This is a genomic window from Roseateles flavus (assembly GCF_039872765.1).
GTDB classification, from domain to species: Bacteria; Pseudomonadota; Gammaproteobacteria; order Burkholderiales; family Burkholderiaceae_C; genus Roseateles_B; species Roseateles_B flavus.
The window spans coordinates 479,362-503,494 of the sequence record NZ_JBDPZC010000002.1 but is presented as its reverse complement, the minus strand read 5'-3'; the positions used below and the strand labels follow the sequence as shown (position 1 = coordinate 503,494).

General features: G+C 69.0%; 18 protein-coding genes and 1 tRNA gene. 8 read left to right on the top strand and 11 right to left on the bottom strand.

Annotated elements, in window-relative coordinates; genetic code table 11:
• Window positions 1-580 (top strand): ABC transporter ATP-binding protein (locus tag ABDJ40_RS07895; RefSeq protein ID WP_347608472.1); only part of this gene is annotated, 580 nt, incomplete at its 5' end.
• Between the two features lie 132 nt (window positions 581-712).
• On the top strand, window positions 713-1,432 hold the full coding sequence (locus ABDJ40_RS07890) for an ABC transporter ATP-binding protein (RefSeq protein ID WP_269633746.1): 720 nt from the start codon (window positions 713-715) through the stop codon (window positions 1,430-1,432).
• Window positions 1,433-1,976: 544 nt separating this feature from the next.
• On the opposite strand, the gene ABDJ40_RS07885 is transcribed toward ABDJ40_RS07890, so the two are convergent.
• The 3 genes from ABDJ40_RS07885 to ABDJ40_RS07875 all read right to left on the bottom strand — a co-directional run bounded on the left by ABDJ40_RS07885 (window position 1,977) and on the right by ABDJ40_RS07875 (window position 5,135).
• Window positions 1,977-3,071: a Leu/Phe/Val dehydrogenase gene (locus ABDJ40_RS07885; protein ID WP_347608469.1), complete on the bottom strand. Its 1,095-nt coding sequence runs from the start codon at window positions 3,069-3,071 to the stop codon at window positions 1,977-1,979.
• Window positions 3,072-3,287: 216 nt separating this feature from the next.
• A complete protein-coding gene (locus ABDJ40_RS07880; RefSeq protein ID WP_347608466.1) occupies window positions 3,288-4,022 on the bottom strand; it encodes a 2OG-Fe dioxygenase family protein in 735 nt (244 codons plus the stop codon).
• A gap of 75 nt (window positions 4,023-4,097) precedes the next feature.
• Window positions 4,098-5,135 (bottom strand): CDP-6-deoxy-delta-3,4-glucoseen reductase, encoded by a 1,038-nt coding sequence (locus tag ABDJ40_RS07875; RefSeq protein WP_269633743.1) that lies wholly within the window; start codon window positions 5,133-5,135, stop codon window positions 4,098-4,100.
• A 144-nt stretch (window positions 5,136-5,279) separates the two neighbouring features.
• On the opposite strand from ABDJ40_RS07875, the gene ABDJ40_RS07870 reads away from it, so the two are divergent.
• Window positions 5,280-6,188, top strand: a complete 909-nt coding sequence (locus ABDJ40_RS07870) for an SDR family oxidoreductase (protein ID WP_347608463.1) — start codon at window positions 5,280-5,282, stop codon at window positions 6,186-6,188.
• Window positions 6,189-6,206: 18 nt separating this feature from the next.
• On the opposite strand, the gene ABDJ40_RS07865 is transcribed toward ABDJ40_RS07870, so the two are convergent.
• Window positions 6,207-6,785 carry a rhomboid family intramembrane serine protease gene (locus ABDJ40_RS07865; protein WP_347608460.1) on the bottom strand — a complete coding sequence of 193 codons (579 nt, stop codon included), beginning with the start codon at window positions 6,783-6,785 and terminating at the stop codon, window positions 6,207-6,209.
• Window positions 6,786-6,946: 161 nt separating this feature from the next.
• Window positions 6,947-7,031, bottom strand: a tRNA-Leu gene (locus ABDJ40_RS07860).
• 161 nt (window positions 7,032-7,192) lie between these two features.
• Between ABDJ40_RS07860 and cysM the strand changes: the two genes are divergently transcribed.
• Window positions 7,193-8,104: a cysteine synthase CysM gene (cysM, locus tag ABDJ40_RS07855; RefSeq protein ID WP_269633739.1), complete on the top strand. Its 912-nt coding sequence runs from the start codon at window positions 7,193-7,195 to the stop codon at window positions 8,102-8,104.
• Between the two features lie 77 nt (window positions 8,105-8,181).
• A complete protein-coding gene (locus ABDJ40_RS07850) occupies window positions 8,182-8,409 on the top strand; it encodes a sulfurtransferase TusA family protein (RefSeq protein WP_183106294.1) in 228 nt (75 codons plus the stop codon).
• A 77-nt stretch (window positions 8,410-8,486) separates the two neighbouring features.
• Here ABDJ40_RS07850 and galU read toward each other — a convergent pair whose 3' ends face one another.
• A complete protein-coding gene (galU, locus tag ABDJ40_RS07845; RefSeq protein ID WP_347608456.1) occupies window positions 8,487-9,362 on the bottom strand; it encodes a UTP--glucose-1-phosphate uridylyltransferase GalU in 876 nt (291 codons plus the stop codon).
• A gap of 83 nt (window positions 9,363-9,445) precedes the next feature.
• Here galU and ABDJ40_RS07840 point away from each other — a divergent pair, with 83 nt between their 5' ends.
• On the top strand, window positions 9,446-10,387 hold the full coding sequence (locus tag ABDJ40_RS07840; protein WP_347608453.1) for an NAD(P)-dependent oxidoreductase: 942 nt from the start codon (window positions 9,446-9,448) through the stop codon (window positions 10,385-10,387).
• 139 nt (window positions 10,388-10,526) lie between these two features.
• On the opposite strand, the gene ABDJ40_RS07835 is transcribed toward ABDJ40_RS07840, so the two are convergent.
• The 4 genes from ABDJ40_RS07835 to ABDJ40_RS07820 all read right to left on the bottom strand — a co-directional run bounded on the left by ABDJ40_RS07835 (window position 10,527) and on the right by ABDJ40_RS07820 (window position 18,827).
• Window positions 10,527-13,337: a valine--tRNA ligase gene (locus tag ABDJ40_RS07835; protein WP_347608450.1), complete on the bottom strand. Its 2,811-nt coding sequence runs from the start codon at window positions 13,335-13,337 to the stop codon at window positions 10,527-10,529.
• A 150-nt stretch (window positions 13,338-13,487) separates the two neighbouring features.
• Window positions 13,488-15,260, bottom strand: coding sequence for a CocE/NonD family hydrolase (locus ABDJ40_RS07830; RefSeq protein ID WP_347608447.1), 1,773 nt, complete (start codon window positions 15,258-15,260; stop codon window positions 13,488-13,490).
• 184 nt (window positions 15,261-15,444) lie between these two features.
• Entirely contained in the window at window positions 15,445-17,607 is a 2,163-nt protein-coding gene (locus ABDJ40_RS07825) for an acyltransferase family protein (protein ID WP_347608444.1), read from the bottom strand.
• A 242-nt stretch (window positions 17,608-17,849) separates the two neighbouring features.
• On the bottom strand, window positions 17,850-18,827 hold the full coding sequence (locus ABDJ40_RS07820) for a GMP reductase (RefSeq protein ID WP_347608441.1): 978 nt from the start codon (window positions 18,825-18,827) through the stop codon (window positions 17,850-17,852).
• 293 nt (window positions 18,828-19,120) lie between these two features.
• Here ABDJ40_RS07820 and ABDJ40_RS07815 point away from each other — a divergent pair, with 293 nt between their 5' ends.
• Both ABDJ40_RS07815 and ABDJ40_RS07810 read left to right on the top strand, forming a co-directional pair.
• Window positions 19,121-20,242 carry a beta-ketoacyl-ACP synthase III gene (locus tag ABDJ40_RS07815; RefSeq protein ID WP_347608438.1) on the top strand — a complete coding sequence of 374 codons (1,122 nt, stop codon included), beginning with the start codon at window positions 19,121-19,123 and terminating at the stop codon, window positions 20,240-20,242.
• A 236-nt stretch (window positions 20,243-20,478) separates the two neighbouring features.
• Entirely contained in the window at window positions 20,479-21,657 is a 1,179-nt protein-coding gene (locus ABDJ40_RS07810; RefSeq protein ID WP_347608435.1) for a S41 family peptidase, read from the top strand.
• 117 nt (window positions 21,658-21,774) lie between these two features.
• Here ABDJ40_RS07810 and ABDJ40_RS07805 read toward each other — a convergent pair whose 3' ends face one another.
• Complete coding sequence (locus tag ABDJ40_RS07805) at window positions 21,775-24,102, bottom strand: penicillin-binding protein 1A (protein WP_347608432.1); 2,328 nt, start codon at window positions 24,100-24,102, stop codon at window positions 21,775-21,777.
• Between the last annotated feature and the right edge of the window lie 31 nt (window positions 24,103-24,133).

Below are 24,133 nucleotides of genomic sequence, written 5' to 3'. Positions count from 1 at the left end.
GGGGGGCGCGCCCTACCAGCCCACGGCCGTGCACCTGGTGGCCAAGACGGGGATCGCCCGCACGTTCCAGAACATCCGCCTCTTCTCGGAGATGACGGCGCTGGAGAACGTGATGGTGGGGCGTCACGTGCGCACGCACTCGGGGCTGATCGGAGCGGTGTTCCGCACGCCGGCGTTCAAGGCCGAGGAGGCCGCGATCGCCAAGCGGGCGCAGGAGCTGCTGGACTATGTGGGCATCGGCAAGTACGCCGAATTCAAGGCACGCACGCTGTCCTACGGCGACCAGCGTCGGCTGGAGATCGCGCGCGCGCTGGCCACGGACCCCAAGCTGATCGCGCTGGACGAGCCGGCCGCGGGCATGAACGCCACCGAGAAGGTGGTGCTGCGCGAGCTGATCGACCGCATCCGCAAGGACGGCCGCACCATCCTCTTGATCGAGCACGACGTGAAGCTGGTGATGGGCCTGTGCGACCGCGTGACGGTGCTGGACTACGGCAAGCAGATCGCCGAGGGCACGCCCGCGGACGTCCAGAAGAACGAGAAGGTGATCGAGGCGTACCTCGGCACCGGTGGTCATTGACAGCCCGCCCCCTACTGGCTTCGCCAGCCCCCTCGAGGGGGCGAGCCTCCAGCGCCGGCAGAGCCCGACCCTGAGGCTCCGCGCGGGAAGACCGCGCAGCGAGGCAGTGACGCAATAGATTTGGAGTCAAAGATGACGAATGAAGTGCTGTTGAAGGTCAGCGGGCTGAAGGTGGCCTACGGCGGGATCCAGGCGGTGAAGGGCGCGGACTTTGAAGTGCGCCGCGGCGAACTGGTGAGCCTGATCGGGGCCAACGGCGCCGGCAAGACCACGACGCTCAAGGCCATCACGGGTCTGCAGCCGGTGGCCGCGGGCGACATCGAATTCATGGGCAAGTCCATCAAGGGCCAGGGCGCCTGGGACCTGGTCAAGCAAGGCCTGGTGATGGTGCCGGAAGGCCGCGGGACCTTCACGCGCATGACCATCGTGGAGAACCTCCAGATGGGTGCCTACATCCGCAACGACAAGGCGCAGATCGAGGCCGACATCGACCGGATCTTCGGCATCTTCCCGCGCCTGAAGGAGCGTGCCACGCAGCTGGCCGGCACCATGTCCGGCGGCGAGCAGCAGATGCTGGCCATGGGCCGCGCGCTGATGACGCAGCCCAAGGTGCTGCTGCTGGACGAGCCCAGCATGGGCCTGAGCCCCATCATGGTCGACAAGATCTTCGAGGTCGTGAACGACATCCACGGCCAGGGCGTGACCATCCTGCTGGTGGAGCAGAACGCCAGCCGCGCGCTGGCCGCCGCCAACCGCGGCTACGTGATGGAGAGCGGCCTGATCACCATGACCGGCGCGGGCAAGGACCTGCTCAACGACCCCAAGGTGCGCGCCGCCTACCTCGGCGAATAAGGGCCCACCCCCTACCGCCTGCGGCGGCCCCCTCAAGGGGGCAAGCCCGTAGGCCCGGCAGAGCCGGATCCTCGGGCTTCGCTGGGGCGGCCTCATGGCTGCGCCACTGACCGACTAGTACATGCCAGGAGAGGTTCCCGCCGTGCCGAGACGGCCGATGGCGTAGCCACTCGGCCCCCGCACGAAGCCCGTAGGCCCGGCAGCGCTGGATCCTCGGGCTTCGCTGGGGCGGCCTCATGGCTGCGCCACTGGCCGACTAGTACATGCCAGGAGAGGTTCCCGCCGTGCCGAGACGGCTGGTGGCGTAGCCAATCGGCCCCCGCACGAAGCCCGTAGGCCCGGCAGCGCTGGATCCTCGGGCTTCGCTGGGGCGGCCTCATGGCTGCGCCACTGGCCGACTAGTGCATGCCAGGAGAGTTCCCCGCCATGCCGAGACGGCCGGTGGCGTAGCCACTCGGCCCCCGCACGAAGCCCGAGGATCCGGCTCTGCCGGGCCTACGGGCTTGCCCCTTGAGGGGCCCGCGAAGCGGGTAGGGGTGGTCAATCAGACAGGCTTCACGAGCTTGGAGCGGGCCCAGGCGTCGGCCTCGCGGCCCGGCGTGTTGCCCGAGACCTTGATGCGCTCCAGCAGTTCGGCCACGCGGCCGCGGATCTCGCTGACCTCGGCCATCACCTTGGACTCTTCGCCCTCATTGCGGAACTCGCGGGCCACGCTGACGATGCCGCCGGCGTTGACCAGGTAGTCCGGCAGGTAGGTGATGCCGCGGGCCTGCAGGGCGTCGCCGTCGGCCACGGTGGCCAGCTGGTTGTTGGCGGCACCGGCGATCAGCTTGGCCTGGATGGCGGGGATGCTCTGGGCATTCAGCACGGCGCCCAGGGCGCAAGGTGCCAGCACGTCGGCCTGCACGGACAGGATCTCGTTGACGCTCACGGCACGGGCCTTCAGTTCGGCCTGGGCGCGGGCGACCTTGTCGGCGTTGACGTCAGCCACGACCAGCTGCGCGCCGGCCTGGTGCAGGAACTCGGCCAGGTGCCAGCCCACGGCGCCCAGGCCCTGCAGGGCCACGGTCACGCCTTCCAGCGAGCTGCGGCCCAGCACGCGCTTGACGCCTTCGTCGATGGAGACGAACACGCCCCAGGCGGTCTTGGGGCTGGGGTCGCCGCCGAAGGCGCCTTCGCGCGGGATGCCGCTGACGAACTGGGTGTGCTGCTGAACCACGCGCATGTCGGCCGTGGTGGTGCCCACGTCTTCTGCAGTGATGTAGGCGCCATTGAGCGAGGCCACGGCGCGGCCGAAGGCGGCGAAGAGGGCGGGGCGGTCGAAGTCGCCGGCCGGCTTGATGATCACGGCCTTGCCGCCGCCGAAGGGCAGGTTGGCCAGGGCGTTCTTGAGGCTCATGCCTTGCGACAGGCGCAGTGCGTCGTTCAGGGCGGCCAGCTCGTTGTCGTAGGTCCAGAAGCGGCAGCCACCGAAGGCGGGGCCACGGGCGGTGCTGTGCACGGCCAGGATGGTCTTCAGACCGGTCTGCTCGTCAGTGGCGAAGAGCACGCGCTCATGGGCGGGCTGCTCGGGCAGGCCGAAGAGGGAGGAGGGGATGGAGGCCGGCGATTCGGTCAGGGCGCGGACGAGGTCAGACATGGCGTGCTTGCACTTGTGATGCGAGAGGAATGGAGCGCCACACCCGTCTGGATCAGCCCAGGCCAGGCCCTGTGGCGGCGAAGCAGCGCGGCTCGTGACCGCGCTGGGCCGAGAGTGTAGGGGTGATGGCGGCCTCGCGCCTTCGTCAAGGCACAAGCATTCGGCATGCCGTGATGCATGGCACGCATCCCCTGGCAGGGCGCCAGGGCAGGGTGCTCAGACCGGGTCCTGGAAGCTGCCGCGGCGCAGGGTCACGACCAGGGTGTCGCGGTGGCCATGCTCGGCAGCGGGCTGGATGGGCGTGGTCTCATGGATCACACGCTCGTCGTCCAGCAGCAGCAGGGTCCAGGGCTCCTGCAGCGTGAAGCGCTCGCCGCGCGGGCCGTTGGCCTCGAAGACGCGCGATTCGCCGCCCTTGATGCCCACCCGGCTCACCAGGAACACGGCCACCAGGTCCACGCCATCACGGTGTGCGCCCTCGGGCGTGGGGCGGCCGATGCCGTCGGTGGTGTCGATGCGGAACTGGTGGGTCTCGATGAACCAGGGCTGAGGGCCCTTGAGCGCATCGGCCGCGCGTGCCAGGCGCAGCAGCAGGGCCTGCCAGGCAGGCAGCGCTGCCAGGGCCGGCTGCACGGGCTCGAACCAGCGCTCCAGGCCGCCGTGCAGGGCGTTGTAGTCCAGGGGCTGCCAGTGAGCGCGGTGGGCCTGCTGGCGCAGCTGCCCGCCCTCGGCCACGAAGCTGCCATGGCGGCGGAAGCGGTAGCGGCCGCCGTCGCGCAGATGGGTGTCGGGCGGGAGCTCGTCCCAGAAGGGCGTCAGGGACTGGAGGTCCTCGGCGCGCAGGCCCGCCCACAGGCAGAGGCCCTCGGGCGCAATGACGGCCGAGCCCAGCTCGCGCAGCCGGTCTTCGAACTGGGTGGCGCTGGCGTAGGGCGGCGGGAAGTGCTTCATGAGGGCAAGTATGAGGCTGTCATGCCGCCCACCGCGGTCCGGGCGGTCCGGGCGGGCGCACAGCGTGCGTAGCGCTCAGCCGCCGTGCTTGTCGGCTTCGGAGGTGAAGGCATCGGCGTAGAACTCGTCCTTGGGCAGGCCGCCCTGGGCCGAGAAGTCGCGCTGGGCGCTCTCCACCATGATGGGCGCGCCGCAGGCATAGACCTGGAAGCCGCTGAGGTCCGGCAGGTCGGCCAGCACGGCCTGGTGGACGAAGCCGGTGCGGCCGCTCCAGGCGTCCTCGGGCTTGGGCTCGGAGAGCACGGGGATGTAGCGCAGCGTCGGCATGGCTGCGGCGGCCTGCTCGGCCCAGTCGTGCAGATAGAGGTCCGACTTGCTGCGGCAGCCCCAGTACAGGTGCACCGGTCGCGTCAGGCCCAGGTGCTGGATGCGCTCCAGGATGGCCTTGATGGGCGCGAAGCCGGTGCCGCTGGCCAGCAGCACGATGGGCTTGTCGCTGTCCTCGCGCAGGAAGAAGCTGCCGAAGGGGCCTTCCATGCGAAGGATGTCCTTCTCCTTCAGCGCGCCGAAGACGTGGTCGGTGAACTTGCCGCCGGGCATGTGGCGGATGTGCAGCTCGATGGCGGCCGGCGTGCCCAGGTTGTGGGGCGCATTGGCCATGGAATAGCTGCGGCGGGCGCCGTCGCGCAGGATGAACTCGACGTACTGGCCGGCATGGAACTGGAAGTTCTGGTTGGCGGCGAGCTGCATGCGGAGCACGGCCACGTCAGGCGCGGGTTTGTCGATGCTGATCACGCGGCTGGGCAGCTTGAGCACGGGGAACTCGCCGGCGCCGGGCACTGTGCGGGCTTCCAGCACGCAGTCGGTCTGGGGCGTGGCGCAGCAGGTCAGGACCATGCCCTGCGCCTCTTCCTCGGCACTCAGGGCCTTGCTCTGGTGGGCGCCATGGATGACCCGGCCTTCCAGCAGCTTGCTCTTGCAGGACCCGCAGGCGCCGTCCTTGCAGCCATAGGGCAGGCCGACGCCCTGGCGGATGGCGGCGCCAAGCAGGGTTTCATCGCGTTCGACGGCAAATTCGCGGCCGCTGGGCTGGACGGTGATCTGGAAGTTCATGGTGGTGAGGTCCGGACGATAAAGCGGCCCGTGTCCTGCCGAGGAGTCGGCGGGGCGGGCCGTACACTGGGTCGACATTTTGCCTGAGCAGGGCCGGGCGCCGTCAGCCTGTCCTTTCGGGCCTGGCCATCCTGCACTTCGTCCATGTCCATGTCTTCCCGTTCCCAAGCTTCCGAGGCCCCGGTGCGCCTGCTGATCGTCGGCTGCGGCGACGTCGGGATGCGTGTGCTGCGCCGCCTGCCTGCAGGCTGGCAGGTCTGTGCGCTGACCTCTTCGCCCGCGCGCCAGGAGGCCTTGCGGGCCGCCGGGGCGCATCCCTTGCTGGGCAATCTGGACGATGCCCGGACCCTGCGCCGCCTGGCCGGCCTGGCCACCCACGTGCTGCACCTGGCGCCGCCACAGGCCAGCGGCGCGCAGGACCTGCGGACCCGCCGCCTGCTGCAGGCGCTGCGCCGTGCGACGCCGCCGCAGGTGCTGGTCTACGCCAGCACCACGGGCGTCTACGGCGATGCCCAGGGCGCGTGGCTGGACGAGACCGCCCCGCTGCAGCCGCGCTCCGATCGCGCACACCGCCGTGTCGATGCCGAGCAGGCCCTGCGCCGCTTCGGGCGCGAGACCGGGGCGCATGTGAGCGTGCTGCGCGTGCCGGGCATCTATGCCTGGGACCGCGAGGGCGGGCATCCGCGCGAGCGCCTGGCGCGCGGCACGCCGGTGCTGGAGGCGCCGGACGACGTCTACACCAACCACATCCACGCCGACGACCTGGCGCGGGTCTGCGTGCGCGCGCTGCTGCGGGCGCCGGCGGGGCGCTGCTTCAATGTCTGCGACGACACCCAGCTGCGCATGGGCGAGTACTTCGACCTGGCGGCCGATCTCTGCGGGCTGCCCAGGCCGCCACGCATCAGCCGGGCCCAGGCGCAGGTGCAGATGTCGCCGATGCAGCTGAGCTTCATGGCGGAATCACGCCGCCTGCTCAATGCACGCATGAAGCGCGATCTGGGCCTGCGCCTGCGGTATGCGGACGTGCGCGAGGGCCTGCTGGCGGGGCGCTGAGACCCCGGGACCCGGGCTTCAGCGGCGGCCGCCGCTGCGCCAGTTCCGGATCAGCAGCCAGGCGCCGATCATGCCGCCCAGGTGGGCGAAGTGGGCAACGCCGCTGGCGCCGCTGAGACCCATCAGCAACTCGAGTGCGCCGAAGAGGGCCACGAAGACCTTGGCCTTCATGGGGATGGGGGGGAACAGGGGCATGATGACCCGGTCCGGGAAGAGCATGCCAAAACCCAGCAGCAGGCCGAAGAGCGCGCCGGAGGCGCCCACCGTGGGCGCGTAGGAGCCGATGGCGAAGGTGAACAGCAGCTGCATGGCCGCCGCACTGAGCGTGGAGGCCACCAGCAGCTGCAGGTAGCGGCGTTGGCCGAAGACCAGCTCCAGCTCCGATCCGAACATCCACAGGCCCAGCATGTTGAAGAACAGGTGCATGGCGTCGCCATGCAGGAAGGCGTAGGTGACCATCTGCCAGGGCAGGAAGTTGCCGCTGGAGATGGGCCACAGCGCCAGCCAGGGCTTCCATTCCGGCACCAGGATGAACAGGCAGAAGAAGCCCACGCAAGCCAGCATGAAGGCCTTGGTGATGGGGGGCAGTTGGGGCATGGCGGTGTGTCAGGTCTTGCGCTGAGAGACAGAACGGCCGGCATCGGCCTTGGACGCAGCGAGTGTATGCGTCCGCGCGACTTCCGGCCGGGGGCTGCGCGGAAATGAAAAAACCACCGTGCGGTGGTTTTCTTCGCGTTCAGCAGCCATTGCGTATTTCGTGGTGCCCGGAGTCGGACTCGAACCGACACGCCTTGCGGCGGGGGATTTTGAGTCCCCTGCGTCTACCGATTTCGCCATCCGGGCCATCGGCGCTGTGCGCGAGGGGCGGATTATGACATGGCTTTGGCGGCGCCTCCGGCTCGCGCTGCCGGAGCAGGCGCGGGCAAGACCCGACCCCATGTGCCAGAGAGGTCGCAAGGCCCCGTGACCGCGAAGGGCGGGCGCCCTGGTGGACAATCACCGCCATGAGCACAAAACAGTACCCGAGTCTGGAGGACGTGATCGGCAATACGCCGCTGGTGCGTCTGCAACGCATCCTGGGGCCGGAGCTGGCCGCCCGCGGCAACGTGCTGCTGGGCAAGCTGGAGGGCAACAACCCTGCCGGCTCGGTCAAGGACCGCCCTGCCATCAGCATGATCCGCCGGGCCGAGGAGCGCGGCGAGATCAAGCCTGGTGACACCCTCATCGAGGCCACCTCGGGCAACACCGGCATCGCCCTGGCCATGGCCGCCGCCATGCGCGGCTACCGCATGGTGCTGATCATGCCGGAGGACCTCTCCATCGAGCGGGCCCAGACCATGAAGGCTTTCGGCGCCGAGCTCATCCTCACGCCGCGCTCCGGCGGCATGGAATACGCCCGCGACCTGGCCGAGCAGATGCAGCGTGACGGCCGCGGCCGCGTGCTGGACCAGTTCGCCAACGAGGACAACTCGCGCATCCACTACGAGACCACCGGCCCCGAGATCTGGCGTGACACCGGCGGCGAGATCACCCACTTCGTCAGCGCCATGGGCACGACCGGCACCATCACCGGCACCTCGCGCTTCCTGAAGGAGAAGAACCCGGCGGTACGCATCGTGGGCGCCCAGCCGGCCGAGGGCTCGCGCATCCCCGGCATCCGCAAGTGGCCGGAGGCCTACATGCCCCGGATCTATCACCCTGAGCAGGTCGACGAGCTGGTGCAGGTCAGCCAGAGCGACGCCGAGGACATGGCCCGCCGCCTGGCCCGCGAGGAGGGGCTCTTCGCCGGCATCTCCGCGGCCGGCGCCTGCTGGGTGGCTCTGCAGCTGGCGCGCACCCTCAGCAACGCGACCCTGGTCTTCGTGGTCTGCGATCGCGGTGATCGCTACCTGTCCACCGGCGTCTTCCCTGCCTAGGGGCTGTGCACCCAATGAAGGCCCGGGTCTGCGTTGTGTGAACCGGCCCTAGAATCCCGTCCAGGAAAGAGACGCACATGGACATCCATAAGGAACTCGACACCCGCGGCCTTCACTGCCCCCTGCCCATCCTCAAGGCCAAGAAGGCCCTGGCGGAGATGCAGAGCGGCCAGCTGCTGAAGGTCGTGGCCACGGACCCGGGCTCCACCCGAGACTTCCAGGCCTTCGCCCGCCAGACCGGCAACGAGCTGGTGGCGCAGAGCCAGTCCGGCGAGGAGTTCGTCCACGTGCTGAAGCGGCGCTGAGCCGCCCGCCTCTGCAAGAAGGCCTGCCGACTCTCGCCGAGTCCGCAGGCCTTTTGCTTGTGTCCGGCCGGGCTCGCTCAGACGTCGAGCGACTTCAGGTACTCGCGGAATCCGGGGCCCAGCGCGGGATGCGCCAGGGCCAGTTCCACATTGGCCTGCAGAAAGCCTTCCTTGGAGCCGCAGTCATAGCGCTTGCCCTCGTAACGATAGGCAAAGACCTTCTCGCGACGCAGCAGGCCGGCGATGCCGTCCGTCAGCTGGATCTCGCCACCCACGCCGCGCGGCTGGCTGGCGATCTCGAGAAAGACACCCGGCGTGAGGATGTAGCGCCCCGCCACGCCCAGGCGCGAAGGCGCGACCTCGGGCGCGGGCTTCTCGACGATGCGCTGGACGTCCACCAGCTTGTCGCTCACCGGGGCGCCGGCCACGATGCCGTAGCGCCGGGTGTGCTCAGCAGGGACTTCCTGCACGGCAAGGATGGAGGCGCGCCATTCGCTGAACTGCTCGACCATCTGCTTGAGCACGGGATGGCCTTCGTCGGGGCCGACCATCAGGTCGTCCGCCAGCAGCACGGCGAAGGGTTCGTTGCCCACCAGACGCTGCCCGCACAGCACCGCATGGCCGAGGCCCAGGGCCTGCGCCTGGCGGACATAGATGCACTGCATGTCATCGGGCTTGACGCTTCGCACGACGTCGAGCAGCTCCTGCTTGCCGGCCTGCTCCAGGCCGACTTCCAGCTCGAAGCTCATGTCGAAGTGATCTTCGATGGGGCGCTTGTGACGGCCGGTCACAAAGATCATCTCGCGGATGCCCGCGGCATAGGCCTCTTCGACCGCATACTGGATCAAAGGTTTGTCCACGACCGGCAGCATTTCCTTCGGCTGCGCTTTTGTTGCCGGGAGAAAACGCGTGCCGAGGCCCGCAACAGGGAAAATGGCTTTGTTGATTTGCATCTGGCGAGCTGCCTGGGACGAATGCGTGGGATTGTGGCACGGGGGGTCTGGCCCCGGAGCAATGCCATCTGGAACATGAAAAGATGAATCTGCTGGTGCTGGAACCTCTGGATGTCGAGGTGGTCGAATGGCTGGGCAAGCGCCATGCCGTGCGCGTGGCGCCGGAGCTGGCCCGGGACCCCGCCGCGCTGCGTGAAGGCCTGCAGCAGGTGCACGGCCTGATCCTGCCGCCCACCGTGGCGGTCGACCATTCCCTGCTGAAGGCCGCGCCGCGCCTGCGGGTGATCGGCCGCGTGAGCGCCGGTATCGAGACGGTGGACATCGAGGCCTGCCGCATGCACGAGGTCGAACTCGTGCGTTCCGGCGCCGCCACGGGGCAGGCCGAGGCCGAGTACATGCTGGGCGCGGCGCTGAACATGCTGCGCCGGGTGCCGGTCTACGGTGCCGATGGCCTGCTGGTGGGGCGCGAGCTGGGGCAGTCCACCGTGGGCCTGCTGGGCTTGACGCCGGCCTCGCGCATGCTGGCCCAGATCCTGCCGGCCTTCGGCGCCAAGGTCCTGGGTTACGACCCCTCGCTGCACGAGAGCGAGGACCTCTGGAAGCAATGGAACATCCCGCCCGTGGCCCTGCGCGCCCTGATGGAGCAGAGCGACGTGCTCTGCGTGCAGCTGCCCTTCTACCCGCGCTACAAGGGCCTGCTGGGCCACCGTGTGCTGGGCCATGCCAAGGCCAACCAGGTGGTGGTGGCGCTCACCCACTGCGCCATGTTCGACGACGTGGCCCTGGCCGGCGCCATGCGCAGCGGCCGCATCCTCGCGGCCTGGATGGACAGCGTGGAGCCGGGCTGGCTGGAGCCCGACCGGCCCCTGCACGGCATGCCCAATCTGCAGATCACGCCGCGAGTCGCCAGCACCACGCGGGAGTCGCGCGTGCGGGCCGCCTGGGCGGTGGCGCGGCGCATGGACGAGTTGCTGAGCAAGCCAGAGACCACGGCGGGTGCCGTGGCGGAGCCCAGCGGGGCTTGAACGCCCTCCCCCGGGGATGGGCTCTGCCGGGGGCCCGTATGGCTGCTGCCGGTCCGACGGTTCCAAATGCACAGGGGGCCCTTGCAGGCCCCCTTGTGCTGACGGGCGTGGATCCGGCAGCAGGATCCTGTGACGGGCCTCAGCCCAGACGGGAGGCCTGGGTCTTCAGCCGCTCCAGCGTCGCTCCGAACTCGGCCACGCGCTGGCGCTCCTGGGCCACGACAGCCTCGGGCGCGCGGGCCACGAAGCTCTCATTGGACAGCTTGGCCGTGGCCTTGCTGATCTCGCCTTCGAGTCGGGCGATCTCCTTGCCCAGGCGGGCGCGTTCGGCCTCGACGTCGATCTCCACCTTCAGCGCCAGGCGGGCCTCGCCATGCACCAGCACGGGCAGCGCGGCGGCGGCCTGCTCGAAGGTGGCGTCATCCACCAGCTGGACCTCGGCCAGCTTGGCCAGGGTCTTGATCAGCGGAGCGGCTTCGGCGATGAAGCCCTGGCCGCCAGCCACCAGCAGGGGCACGCGCTCGGCGGGCGAGAGGCCCATCTCGCTGCGCAGGCTGCGGCAGGTGCCCACCACGGCCTTGAGCTGCTCCACCCAGGCGATGGCCGCCGGGTCAATCTTCTCGGGCTGGGCCACGGGGTAGGCAGCGTTGACGATGTACTCGGTGCTCTTGCGGCCGGCCACCGGCGCGACCGTCTGCCACAGGGCCTCGGTGATGAAGGGGGACACCGGGTGCAACAGGCGCAGCGTGGTCTCCAGCGTGCGGATCAGGGTGCGGCGCGTGGCGCGCGCTTCAGCCTCGTTGCCGACCTGGATCTGCACCTTGGCGATCTCCAGGTACCAGTCGCAGTACTCGTTCCAGACGAAGTCGTAGATGGCGTTGGCGACGTTGTCCAGGCGGTAGTCCGCGAAGCCCTGGGCCACGGCCATCTCGACCTTCTGCAGCTCGCTCGTGATCCAGCGGTCCGAGGGGCTGAAGCTCAGGTAGCCGCCTTCGCAGTCCGCCGCGGTGTGCTCCTTCAGGCCGCAGTCCTGGCCTTCGGTGTTCATCAGCACGAAGCGCGTGGCGTTCCAGAGCTTGTTGCAGAAGTTGCGGTAGCCCTCGCAGCGCTTGGAGTCGAAGTTGACCGAGCGGCCCAGCGTGGCCATGGCTGCGAAGGTGAAGCGCAGGGCGTCGGCGCCGTAACCGGGGATGCCCTCGGGGAACTCCTTCTCAGTGGCCTTGCGGACCTTGGGCGCCGTCTCGGGCTTGCGCAGGCCTTGGGTGCGCTTGTCCAGCAGGGGCGCGAGCTCGATGCCGTCGATCAGGTCCACCGGGTCCAGCACATTGCCCTCGGACTTGGACATCTTCTTGCCCTGGGCGTCGAGCACCAGACCGTGGATGTAGACGTGCTTGAAGGGCACCTTGCCGGTGAAGTGCTTGGTCATCATGATCATCCGGGCGACCCAGAAGAAGATGATGTCGTATCCCGTCACCAGCACGGAGGAGGGCAGGAAGAGGTCCTGCTCCACGGTGGCCTCGGGCCAGCCCAGGGTGGAGAAGGGCACCAGGGCGGAGGAGTACCAGGTGTCCAGCACGTCCTCGTCGCGGGTCAGGGTCTTGCCGGGGGCCTTGGCCTGCGCCTCCGCCTCGCTGCGGGCGACGTAGACCTGGCCGTCCTCGTCATACCAGGCGGGGATCTGGTGGCCCCACCACAGCTGGCGGGAGATGCACCAGTCCTGGATGTTCTTCATCCACTGGTTGTAGGTGTTGACCCAGTTCTCGGGCACAAACTTCACGTCACCCGAGCTGACGGCCTCGATGGCCTCCTCGGCGATGGACTTGCCGTTGGCGCCGGCCTTGCTCATGGCCACGAACCACTGGTCCGTCAGCATGGGCTCGATGACCTGGCCCGTGCGGGCGCAGCGCGGCACCATCAGCTTGTGCTTCTTGACCTCGACCAGCAGGCCCTGCGCCTCCAGCTCGGCCACGATCTTCTTGCGTGCGACGAAGCGGTCCAGACCGATGTACTCGGCCGGGATCTCGGTGGCCTCATGGGCACTGACCTTGGCCTCGAGATCGAAGATGGTCAGCATGGGCAGCTTGTGGCGCAGGCCCACCTGGTAGTCGTTGGTGTCATGCGCCGGGGTGACCTTCACCACGCCGGTGCCGAATTCCTTGTCCACGTAGTCGTCGGCGATCACCGGGACCAGACGGCCGGTGATGGGCAGCTTCACCTGCTGGCCGATCAGGTGCTTGTAGCGCTCGTCCTCGGGGTGGACCATCACGGCGGTGTCCCCCAGCATGGTCTCGGGGCGGGTCGTGGCGACGACGAGGGTCTCCGATCCTTCAGCCATCGGGTAGCGGATGTGCCACAGCGAGCCGTCTTCCTCCTCGCTCTCCACCTCCAGGTCGGAGACGGCGGACTTCAGGATGGGGTCCCAGGACACCAGGCGCTTGCCGCGGTAGATCAGGCCTTCTTCGAAGAGGCGCACGAAGGTGTCGGTGACCACCTTGGAGAGCTTGTCGTCCATGGTGAAGTACTCGTGCTCCCAGCTCACCGAGTCGCCCATGCGGCGCATCTGGCGGGTGATGGTGCTGCCGGACTGCTCCTTCCACTCCCAGACCTGGGCGACGAAGTTCTTGCGGCCCAGGTCATGGCGGCTCTGGCCCTTCTCCTGCAGCTGGCGCTCCACCACGATCTGCGTCGCGATGCCGGCGTGGTCGGTGCCAGGCACCCACAGGGTGTTGTGGCCGCGCATGCGGTGGTAGCGCGTCAACGAGTCCATGATGGTCTGGTTGAAGGCGTGACCCATGTGCAGGGTGCCGGTCACATTCGGCGGCGGCAGCTGGATGCAGAAGGAGTCGCGGCTCTTGTCCAGCGTGGGACGGTAGAGGCCTTGGGACTCCCACAGAGGGCCCCAATGGGCTTCCAGGGCGGCGGGCTCGAAGGACTTGGCAAGTTCGGTCATGACGCGCTTTGCTGCTTGAAATGGCCGCGGGGCGTCTCCTCGCGGAGGCGCCCCGTCGGCGGGAATCAGGGGTTGCCCGATTGTAGGGGCCACCTTGGCGCCCCCAGGCGCTGAATCCTGGGGGCGGTGCTCGATGGCGCCAAAGCTGCTTCAGCGCGATTGCAGGGTCAGGCGCTGCGTCTGCCCCGGGGCGAACTCCAGGCTGTACTCGAAGGACTCGCCGGCGCGCACCGGGTTGCCGTACAGCGGATCCCGCGTGTCCAGCACCAGGGCCAGGTAGTGGCCGGCGGGTGCGTCATAGGCCGTGGCTACCAGGTCCAGGCCGAGGTTCATGGCCTGCCCTGGCTGGGCCTGGTGCCAGGCGCGGGCGCCATGGCTGATCAGCGTGCCGAAGCCGGCGGCGTCCACGTCGTAGAGATAGGCCACGACCATGCCGCGCGCCTGCGAGGGCTTGATGCGCAGCTGCAGGCTGGGGATGCCGCGCAGCTTCAGCGGGCTGCGCAGCCAGTCGCCCTCGTAGCGGATGCCATTGCCCCACAGGATGGTGGCCTGGTGGTTGATCACGGGCAGGCCCACGCTCTCCATCAGGGGCGAGAGCACGGGCAGGGGGCCGCTGCTGGCCGTGGTGTCCGAGCTGTTGCCGATGCGGTCGCTGACCGTGTCGCCGCTGGGCGCGCCACCCAGGCCGCCGGTCCAGCCGCGGGTGCAGACGCAGCGCCAGTCCCAGCGTATGGCGCCGCGGGGCTGCAGGTACAGGGTTTGCGTCTTCAGCTCGGGCGCCGGCCAGTTGGACAGCAGCTCGCGGTAGCCCTGGAACTTGGGCTGCAGGTCGACCTTGGGCTCGGTGTCGATGCCATTGGCCTCGTTCTTCAGCCAGCGCGCCAGCCAGCGCTGGGCCTGGGTCCAGATGTGCTGGTCCACGCCCAGCACGGCGCCGGGCAGCTCGGCCGAGGCGTGGATGCCGCTTTGCAGCAGCAGCTTCTTGGGCCCGCTCAAGGCGGTGAACAGGGTCATGCTGGAGTTGGGCGAGAACATGTCGTCCTGCCAGTTCTTGACCAGCATGACGGGCACCTGGCGGCTGTTGAGCTGCGGGACCGCACTGCTGGGCGAACGGGCCCAGGCCCAGCTGGCGATCTCGCCGATCTTGGCGGCGGGGGTGTCAGGGTTCTGCAGCAGACTGTTGTAGCTGGCGACCAGCGGGTCCAGCCGGCCGGTCAGCTGGCCGGAGAGCTGCAGGATGTCCAGCCAGATGGGGTTGGGCACCTCATTGCGGTACATCTGCTCGATCAGCGAGGCCCAGCCGGACATGGCCACCACGGCCTTGATGCGGCTGTCCCGGGCGGCGGCCAGCAGCGAGAGCCCGGCGCCATAGGAGATGCCGGCCGAGGCCAGGCGTTGCGGGTCGGCCGGGGTGTTGGTGCTGAGCCAGTCCAGCATGCTGGAGGCGTCCGCCACATCGGCCGGACCGGCCACGCCCACCGTGCCCTCGGAACCCCAGAAGCCCCGCGCGGTGTAGGCAAAGGCCACATAGCCCTGCTGGGCCAGGCGCTGCTGCTGGCCCACGTACTCAAAGAAGTCGGCCGCCGCCCAGCTGCTGATGAACATCACGCCGGGCGCCTTGGCGCCCGAGGGATCCGCCTTGGGCAGGAAGACATTGGCGCTGAGCAGGGTGCCGTCGCTGCCCGGGATCCTGAGCCCGCCGATGAAGCAGGTGCCGTCCCGCGGCGAGGTGACACCCGGCATCAGCTGGGGCACGGTGTAGACCGCTGCCTCGGCCGGGGTGGCGCTGCGGCAGCCCAGGGCCTGGGCGCCCAGGGCCAGCAGGCCGAGGCTCACCCCCAGCAGGGCGCTGGCGAGGCGCCGGGTCCCCGACTGGGGGCGTGAAAAAGGTTTGCCGCTCTCGCGGGCTGTGTTGTTTCGCATGGCTTGTCTCCTGTTTGTTGTGACGGTCTTGATGCTGAAATAGCACGACCGTTCGTTTTATTGTTGGAGTCCGTTCCGACACTGAGTAGCGGTGAAATCCCAGCAGAAGCTGCAAAAAGACGACGCCGGCGTGCATCAAGATGACGCAAACCGGCGTGATTGAAAGAACTGACAGGAGACAGGATCAGGGTGATGTGCTGGGTTGCGCGGTCGCCGGCCCCTGCGGCGCGGCAGGGCGGGGTGTCGCGAGGCCGGCCGCCGGTGGGGGCAGCCCCGTGGGCCAGGCATGAGGCAGGGCGTCGGACAGACTGGCGGGCGGCTCGCCCGGCAAGGAGGCCGAAGCGGCATTGGCAGCTTCCAGCGTGGGCTGCCCGGCCTGCAAGGCCTGACGGAACACCGGCACGAGCCGGGCACTGCCATACGCGCTGAGGTGGTTGTCATCCATGTACAAGGGCTGTCCTTGATGGCTGGTGGCGCAGCGGCGGGTGTCGCACAGCAGGCTCGTGGGGTCCACGATGCGCACGCCGCATTGCCGGCGAGCGGCATCCTGCGCCTTCCAGATCCAGCCGTTGCGCTCCTGGTAGTCAGCCCAGGCCAGGCCCAGCTCGGGGTCCTGGCCCATGGCCAGTCGGCGGGAGATCAGATGCGGGACGTGGCGCCCGATCTCGGGGATGGGGCGCACCAGCCAGACTGGGCGCTGAGCCGCCAGCTCGCAGCTGTCCCGGATGATCTGGGCTGCGAAATGCCCCAGGCGGTCGGGATCGATGGGGCCGTTGGCGGGGAAGTCGATGGCCGGCCTGCGCTCCTCCGGGGGGTCCTCGTTGGCCCCAAGGGCCCGCGAGGCGTAGCGCGACACGAGGATCACGCCCACGTCTGGCGGCAGGGCCCTGATGGTGTCGCGGGCCCACTGGTTGAAGCCGGCGCAGTCGTAGTGGGCAGAGGTCCAGGGCGTATCGAAGCGGGCGTCGAGCACATATGGGCAGCCCGAATAGCTCAGTTGCAGCATGGACCTCCCGGCCGGCAGCGCGTCCCGGACGGCGCTGACCAGCACCGAGGCATGACTGTCCCCAAGCAGGACGAAGGCGGGCGGGCCATCCCCATACTTGCACATGGGCGAGTGCCGGCCCTCGCTGACATGGCAGGCCTTGTTGGCCGAGGAGGGCCGGGCGGCCGCGGCGGCGATGGCCTCCGCAGAGGCCGGGAGGCGGCCGGGCCAGCCCTGAGCCACCCACAAGCCCAGGGCCAGCAGGGCCGGCAGCGCGGTCCAGCTGCCCAGCCGGATCCAGGCCTGCCGTGCTGGCTGGCGGTTGAGGCTGCGCCCGGCGCCTTGCTCCGCCAGGCGCCAGGACAGCTCGGCGAGCCCCAGCATGGCAAGCAGCGCCAGCAGCTGGGGCATGGCCTGCTGGTTGAGTCCCAGGTAGCTCAGCAGCACGCAGGCCGGCCAGTGCCAGAGGTAGAGGGAGTAGGAGCGGCTGCCCAGGTACTGCAGAGGGGCCGACGCCGTGAGCGGCGAATCCTGCCGGGCTGCCAGCATCATGGCGGCAGTCCCCAGGGTGGGCAGCAGGGCCGGCAGGCCTGGCCAGGGCCAGCGGCCGTCGATGAAGAAGACGCTGCCCACCAGAAGGGCAAAGCCCGTGGCCTCCAGAAGCCTGCGCTGCCGGTCCTGACCCGGGCGCCAGGCCGGCGCCAGGTGCAGCAGGCCGCCCAGCATCATCTCCCAGGCGCGGCTTTGAAGGCCATAGTAGGCGGCCGTCGGGTCCGAGAAGCTCTGCCAGATCGACAGCGCCAGGCTCAGCAGGCCCAGGCCCGCCAGCATTGACCACAGGGCTCGGCGCCCCCATTGCAGTCGCCAGAGGGCCCAGAAGAGGCAGGGCAGGAGCAGGTAGAACTGCCACTCGACCGACAGCGACCACGTGTGCAGCAGCCACTTCTCATGGGAGCTGGCGTCGAAATAGCCGGCCTCGCCCCAGTACTTGAAGTTGGAGAGGAAGGTCAGGCTCGCCAGGCTGTGCGAGGCCAGCTGCTTGTAGTCCAGCGGCAGGAGCACGCGGGCTCCCAGCAGGAGCAGGCCCAGGCACAGCAGCAGCAGGGCCGGCAGGATGCGCCGGGCCCGGGCCAGCAGGAAGTCGCCAATGGAGACCTTGCCGGCATCGAGCCCCTTCAGCAGGATGCCCGTCATCAGGAAGCCGGAGATCACGAAGAAGGCATCCACCCCCACAAAGCCTCCCCGGAGGCCGGGCACCCCCAGGTGAAACAGTACGACCGACATGACGGCCCATGCGCGCAGGCCGTTGATGTCCCGGCGAAAGCTGGTGGGAGTCGGTGCAGGGGGCGTGCGACGCGTCATGCAGGGAGCGGGTGGCGGTTTGGAGACTCCCGCATTGTGGCGAGCACGCGGCGCCTGTCAGCCCCCTACATGCATTGAAAGGGTGATTTTGACGGCGGTAGGAAACGTCTTGATGCAAGAAGACGAGTTATCAATACATGCTGTTGCATCATGAAGCGCTTTGCGCGAGGTCGGAACGGTGAGGCGGCCCGACTCTGCAGCCGGGCCGATGATCCAGCGGGCGACCACAGGCCGCCCGCGCCTCACATGAACAGGTGCTCGCCGGCGTTTTCGCCGCCGAGGATCACGTAGTTCACCTTGCGCAGGTCCGCCAGCTGGCGGCCGCCGGCGTAGGAGATGGAGCTCTGGAGGTCTTCGCGCATCTCGCGCACGGTATCGGCGAAGCGGCCCTTGACGGGTTCGAGGATGCGCTTGCCCTCGACGTGCTTGTACTCGCCCTTGTTGAAGTCCGAGGCCGAGCCGTAGTACTCCTTGTAGAGCTTGCCGTCCACCTCCACCGTGTTGCCGGGCGATTCCTCATGGCCGGCGAACAGCGAGCCCACCATCACCATCGAGGCACCGAAGCGCACACTCTTGGCGATGTCGCCATGGTGGCGGATGCCGCCGTCCGCGATGATGGGCTTGGTGGCCACGCGCGCGCACCACTTCAGCGCCGAGAGCTGCCAGCCGCCCGTGCCGAAGCCGGTCTTGAGCCGGGTGATGCAGACCTTGCCCGGGCCGATGCCCACCTTGGTGGCATCCGCGCCCCAGTTCTCGAGGTCGATCACGCCCTCGGGCGTGCCCACGTTGCCGGCAATGACGAAGGTGTCCGGCAGCTTCTGCTTGATGTGGGCGATCATGCGCTGCACGCTGTCGGCATGGCCATGGGCGATGTCGATGGTGATGTAGTCGGCCCCCACGCCTTCGGCGGCCAGGCGGTCGATCAGGGCGTAGTCCGCCTCCTTGACGCCGGAGCTGATCGAGACGAAGAGGCCTTTGTCGCGCATGCTGCGGGCATAGGCCACGGCGTCCAGGTCGAAGCGGTGCATCACGTAGAAGTAGCCGTTGGCGGCCAGCCATTCGGTGATGCGCTCATCCACCACCGTCTTCATATTGGCCGGCACCACCGGCAGCTTGAAGCGGCGCGGGCCGAACTCGATCGAGGTGTCGCATTCGGCGCGGCTTTCCACCCGGCACTTGCGCGGCAGGAGGAGGATGTTGTCGTAGTCGAAGATTTCCATGGTTCAAGGGAGTCGCATTGCGGCGTGCGTTGGTGCAGTGCACGGCCTCGGCTGCGAGCGCTTGACTTGGAGTCCCGGTCAGAAGCTTGTGGATCCGCGAGGCCTTGCAGCGGGGCAAGGTGCGGGCACAAAAAACCGGGCGCCAAAATTTGGGCCCGGTGATTGATTCTACGCGGAATGCCTGTCCGCAGTGCAAGCGGATCTGGGGGAAGCCGCCAATGGAGCGTGCTGGGCTGCTCGCTACACTTGCCCGCTTCAGCAGGCGCCCCAGGCGCCGCCCACAGGATTTGTCCATGCACGCAGTCGTCATCAGCGGTACCGGCCTCTACCAGCCGCCTCACACCATCAGCAACGCCGAGCTGGTCCAGGCCTTCAACGCCTATGTGGACCGCCACAATGCCGAGCAGGCCGAGGCCATCGCGGCCGGCACGGTGCAGCCGCTGTGCCACTCGAGCGTCGAGTTCATCGAGAAAGCCTCGGGCATCAAGCAGCGCTATGTGCTGGAGAAGGAGGGCGTGCTGGACCCGGCGCGCATGTACCCCCGCTTCGCCGAGCGCCCGGACGAGGCACTCTCCCTGATGGCCGAGATCGCCGTCGACGCCGCGCGCCAGGCCCTGGCCGCCGCCGGCCGCGAGGGCAAGGACGTGGACATGGTCATCTGCGCCGCCGCCAACATGCAGCGCGCCTACCCGGCCATGGCCGTCGAGATCCAGCAGGCGCTGGGTGCCGGCGGCTATGGCTTCGACATGAACGTGGCCTGCTCCTCGGCCACCTTCGCGCTGGAGCAGGCCTGGAACGCCGTGCGCAGCGGCGCCTCGCGCTGCGTGCTGGTGGTGAACCCCGAGATCACCTCGGCCCACCTGGAGTGGAAGGACCGCGACTGCCATTTCATCTTCGGCGACGTCTGCACGGCGTTGCTCGTGGAGCGTGCCGACGAGGCCGTGGCGGCCGAGCAGTGGGAGGTGCTGGGCAGCAAGCTGGCCACGCAGTTCTCCAACAACATCCGCAACAACTTCGGCTTCATGAACCGCAGCGAGGACAGCGACCCCCTGGCCCGCGACAAGACCTTCCGCCAGGAGGGCCGCAAGGTCTTCAAGGAGGTGGTGCCGGTGGCGGCCGCCCATATCGAGGCGCATGTCGCCGCACTGGGCCTGGAGACCACGGCCGTGCGCCGCTACTGGCTGCACCAGGCGAACCTGGGCATGAACCAGCTGATCGTCAAGAAGCTGGTGGGTGGCGAGGCCGGCTCGGACGTCGCGCCGCTGATCCTTGACGAGTTCGCCAACACCGCCTCGGCGGGCTCCATCATCGCCTTCCACCGCCACCGCGCCGATCTGAAGCCGGGTGACACGGGTGTGATCTGCTCCTTCGGTGCCGGCTACTCCGTGGGCAGCCTGGTGGTACGCCGGCGCTGAGACCCTGGCCCGCCAAGGCCGGGAGCGAGGAGGCCGCCCGGACCCGGACGCAGGCATGAGGCGTGCCTGTGCAGCACAAGAATGCAGGAGGAGGCACGACCATGAAGCAGTCGTCAGCATCGCAAGCAGCAGGGCGCGGCGCCCAGTCCGGCGGGGCGCAGGCCCCGGCAGGGCCCGCGACCCGGAGGCAGGCCCGCGGGCATGCCTGGATGCACGCCCGGACGACAGGCTGGCTGATGGCCGCGTGCCTGGCTGCCGCGTGCCCGGCGTGGGCTCAGGGCGTGCAGGCGGCCGAGCATGCGCTGGGCGCCGGCGATGCCTGTGCCAAGGACCTCGAGGCCATGCCAGCCTTCCTGATGGAGAACGATGCCGGCGCACGCGAACTGCTGCCTCAGCGCGGCGAGCAGTCCATGGCGGCGGCCTTGCTCAAGGCCCGCAGCGAGGCGGCCCAGATCGCCGATGACAAGGCCTGCCTGGCCCTGCTCAACAGCTACCTGAAGCACTGGCGCAAGGGCCATCTGTGGGTGAGCAGCAGCCCCGGTGCGGAGGCGCAGGCGGCCGCCGCGCCGGGTGCCGCGCCTGCCAGCGCCGCGACCGCGCCCCCCGCTCCCGAGCCGGCGTCCGGCGCCCGCCAGCCCACACTACGCCTGCTGACGCCTCGCACGCTGGTCATCCACCTGCCCAGCTTCTCGCCGCAGCACCGTGCGGCCCTGGAGACCCTGCTGCGCAAGCAGCGGGCCGCCTTGCTGAGCCGGCCCAACTGGATCATCGATGTGCGCGACAACGACGGCGGCGCCGACAGCAGCTATGCGCCCCTGCTGCCCTGGCTGCTCGCCGAGCAGCCGGTGAGCGTGGGCGTGGAGTGGCTGTCCACGCCAGCCAACCAGCGTGCCCACGAGCAGATCTGCGCACGCTATGCCCCGGGCGACGCCGCCTGCGTGCTGTTCGCGCAATCGGTGCTGGCCGCGCTGCGGGCGGTGCCCTCGGGCGCCTGGGCGCGCGTGCAGGCCGACCGCTTCGTCTACGAGCGCAGCGTGGTGCCCGAGAAGCGCCGGCCGCAGAAGGTGGCCGTGCTGATGGACCGGGACTGCGGCAGCTCCTGCGAGCAGTTCCTGCTGACGGTGCGCCAGGGCCTGGGCGTCAAGCTCCTGGGGCGGCCCAGCTTCGGCGCGCTGGACTACAGCAATATGCGACCCTTCACCCTGCCGTCCGGCCGCCGTGACCTCTGGTATGCCACCTCGCGCAGCCTGCGCCTGCCGCAGCTGCCCGTCGATGCCTTCGGCGTCCTGCCCGACATCCTGCTGCCCGAGCTGCAGGGGCCGGCCGACGCCGCGGCGGAGCTGCAGGCCGTGCAGCGCTGGTTGGAAGGCGGCTCGCTGCAGCGCCTGCCTGGCACGGGCGGCGGCAAGCCCTGAGGTCGCTGCGGTTCCATTGGCGTCCGGGCTGGTGGAGCGGTGCTGCGTGGATGGGCCAGGTTACCCAGCCCTGACCACCCAGGCCTGATCTCACCCGCCTTGGCGAAGCCCGCGGTGTCAGGGCACCGAGCTTGCCGCGCTGGAGGCCGCTGAAGCCGCGCCGGCCGGCGCGGCCGTGAGGCCGATCTGCTGCAGCCCCGCCGGACCGGCGAACTCCTCGAAGATCCATTCCTGGCCTTCGCGCACCAGGCCTTCGCTGGGCGGCTGGAGCTCGGAGGGCGGCACGCCGCGCAGGGCCACTTCCATGAAGCTGATCCAGGCGGGCAGGGCCAGGCCGCCGCCGCTTTCGCGGTCACCCAGGCTGCGCGGGTTGTCATAGCCGATCCACACCACGGCGGCCATGCGCGGGTGGAAGCCGGCGAACCAGGCGTCCACGGAATCATTGGTGGTGCCGGTCTTGCCGTAGAGGTCGGTCCGCTTGAGCTGGCCGGCGGCACGCGCCGCCGTGCCCCGCGTCGTCACTTCCTGCAGCAGGCTGCTGATGGTGAAGGCGTTGCGCGCCGAGATGGCAGGCTCGCCCTCGGCCAGCGCCGGGGCCTGGAACAAGACCTGACCCTTGGCGTCGATCATGCGCTGGATGATCACCGGCTTGCGCAGCTGGCCGCCATTGGCGAACACGGCATAGGCGCCCGCCATCTGCATGGGCGTCACCGAGCCCGAGCCCAGGGCCAGGGTGAGGTTGTCGGGCTGCCGGTCCACGTCCAGGCCGAAGCGCCCCGCCCATTGCCGTGCCCGCGGCGGGCTGACCTGTTCCAGCAGACGGATGGTCACCATGTTCTTGGACTTGGCCAGGGCCGTGCGCATGGGCATGGGGCCGTCGTAGCTGCCGTCGTAGTTGCGCGGCTCCCAGTTGTCATAGACCAGGGGCGCATCGTTGATCAGGGTGTTGGGCGTGACGCCCAGCTCCAGCGCGGCCGAGTAGACGATGGGCTTGAAGCTGGACCCCGGCTGGCGGTAGGCCTGGGTGGCGTGGTTGAACTTGTTGCGGTTGAAATCGAAGCCGCCCACCAGGGCGCGCACCTCGCCGCTGTCAGGCGCCATGGCCACCAGTGCGCCCTCGGCCTCGGGCGATTGCGTCACCGCCCAGGCGCCTTGCGGGTACTCCTTGGTGGGCGAGCCCTTCAGCACCCGCAGTATGGAGCCACGGCGGACCTGCAGCTCGTGCCGCGCCTTGTCCGACAGCGCATTGCCCAGGGCGCGCAGCCCGTCGCCGCTGATCTGGAGCTCGTCCCCGCTCTGCAGCGAGGCATAGACCTTGCCGCCCGCGACCTTGGTCACGACGGCGGCGCGCAGCTCGTCGTTGTCCGGGTGCTCGGCGAGGGCCTGCGTGATGGCGGCGTCCTCCTCGGCGGGCTCGTCGGGCAGCTCCACAAAGCCTTCTGGGCCGCGCCACGGACGGCGGCGCTCGTACTCCAGCAGGGTCTTGCGCAGGCCGCGGTAGGCCGCCTGCTGCTGGTCGGCGACGAGGGTGGTGTAGACCTTGAGGCCCAGCGTGTAGGCCTCCTCGCCGTACTGGGCGAAGACCTGCTGGCGCACGAGCTCGGCCACGTACTCACCGTGCAGGCGTTCGTCCTGGCTGCTGCGGATGTGCAGCTTCTCTTCGCGGGCGCGGTCATGCTCCTCGGGGGTGATCACGCCGGTGTCCTTGAGGCGCTCCAGCACCAGCAGCTGGCGGCGCTTGGCGCGCTGGAAGTTGGCGACCGGGTTGGCATAGGCCGGGTTCTGCGGCAGGCCGGCCAGCATGGCGGTCTCGGCCACATCCAGGTCCTTGAGCGACTTGCCGAAGTAGGTCTGCGCCGCGGCCTCGAAGCCATAGGCCTTCTGCCCCAGGTAGATCTGGTTCATGTAGACCTCGAGGATCTTCTCCTTGGGGAGCTGGCTCTCGATCTTCAGGGCCAGCAGCATCTCGATGAACTTGCGGCTGTAGAGCTGGCGCTTGGTCAGGTAGAGGTCGCGCGCCAGCTGCTGCGTGATGGTGGACGCGCCCTGCTTGCGGCTGCTGACGGTGTTGCTGAGCATCGCCCGCAGGATGCCCGTGTAGCTGATGCCGCCATGCTCGTAGAAGGCCGAATCCTCGACGGCCAGCAGCGCATCCTGCATGCGCTTGGGGATGTCCTTCAGCGGCAGGTAGCTGCGGCGCTCGGCGCCGAACTCACCGATCAGCACCTCGTCGGAGGTGTAGATGCGCAGGGGCTGCTTCGGTTGGTAGTCGGTCAGCTTGTCCAGCGAGGGCAGGGAGGGGTAGATGAAGGCGGCAGCCACGCCCAGCAGCAGCAGCAGGGCCAGCGGCAGGCCGAGTCCGATCCACAGCAGCAGCTTGCGGGAGATCCATCCCTGCTGGGCGCGACGGGCGGAGCAGGGCAGGGGGGGCTTGATCAAGGTCATGGGAAGCGGGGGCTCGGCAATGCGCTGGATT

Excerpts from the sequence above, each read along its gene's own strand:
- ABDJ40_RS07890 (WP_269633746.1), top strand. The coding sequence starts at position 713 with ATGACGAATGAAGTGCTGTTGAAGGTCAGCGGGCTGAAGGTGGCCTAC.
- ABDJ40_RS07885 (WP_347608469.1), bottom strand. The coding sequence starts at position 3,071 with ATGTCTGACCTCGTCCGCGCCCTGACCGAATCGCCGGCCTCCATCCCC.
- ABDJ40_RS07880 (WP_347608466.1), bottom strand. The coding sequence starts at position 4,022 with ATGAAGCACTTCCCGCCGCCCTACGCCAGCGCCACCCAGTTCGAAGAC.
- ABDJ40_RS07875 (WP_269633743.1), bottom strand. The coding sequence starts at position 5,135 with ATGAACTTCCAGATCACCGTCCAGCCCAGCGGCCGCGAATTTGCCGTC.
- ABDJ40_RS07870 (WP_347608463.1), top strand. The coding sequence starts at position 5,280 with ATGTCCATGTCTTCCCGTTCCCAAGCTTCCGAGGCCCCGGTGCGCCTG.
- ABDJ40_RS07865 (WP_347608460.1), bottom strand. The coding sequence starts at position 6,785 with ATGCCCCAACTGCCCCCCATCACCAAGGCCTTCATGCTGGCTTGCGTG.
- cysM (WP_269633739.1), top strand. The coding sequence starts at position 7,193 with ATGAGCACAAAACAGTACCCGAGTCTGGAGGACGTGATCGGCAATACG.
- ABDJ40_RS07850 (WP_183106294.1), top strand. The coding sequence starts at position 8,182 with ATGGACATCCATAAGGAACTCGACACCCGCGGCCTTCACTGCCCCCTG.
- galU (WP_347608456.1), bottom strand. The coding sequence starts at position 9,362 with ATGCAAATCAACAAAGCCATTTTCCCTGTTGCGGGCCTCGGCACGCGT.
- ABDJ40_RS07840 (WP_347608453.1), top strand. The coding sequence starts at position 9,446 with ATGAATCTGCTGGTGCTGGAACCTCTGGATGTCGAGGTGGTCGAATGG.
- ABDJ40_RS07835 (WP_347608450.1), bottom strand. The coding sequence starts at position 13,337 with ATGACCGAACTTGCCAAGTCCTTCGAGCCCGCCGCCCTGGAAGCCCAT.
- ABDJ40_RS07830 (WP_347608447.1), bottom strand. The coding sequence starts at position 15,260 with ATGCGAAACAACACAGCCCGCGAGAGCGGCAAACCTTTTTCACGCCCC.
- ABDJ40_RS07825 (WP_347608444.1), bottom strand. The coding sequence starts at position 17,607 with ATGACGCGTCGCACGCCCCCTGCACCGACTCCCACCAGCTTTCGCCGG.
- ABDJ40_RS07820 (WP_347608441.1), bottom strand. The coding sequence starts at position 18,827 with ATGGAAATCTTCGACTACGACAACATCCTCCTCCTGCCGCGCAAGTGC.
- ABDJ40_RS07815 (WP_347608438.1), top strand. The coding sequence starts at position 19,121 with ATGCACGCAGTCGTCATCAGCGGTACCGGCCTCTACCAGCCGCCTCAC.
- ABDJ40_RS07810 (WP_347608435.1), top strand. The coding sequence starts at position 20,479 with ATGGCCGCGTGCCTGGCTGCCGCGTGCCCGGCGTGGGCTCAGGGCGTG.
- ABDJ40_RS07805 (WP_347608432.1), bottom strand. The coding sequence starts at position 24,102 with ATGACCTTGATCAAGCCCCCCCTGCCCTGCTCCGCCCGTCGCGCCCAG.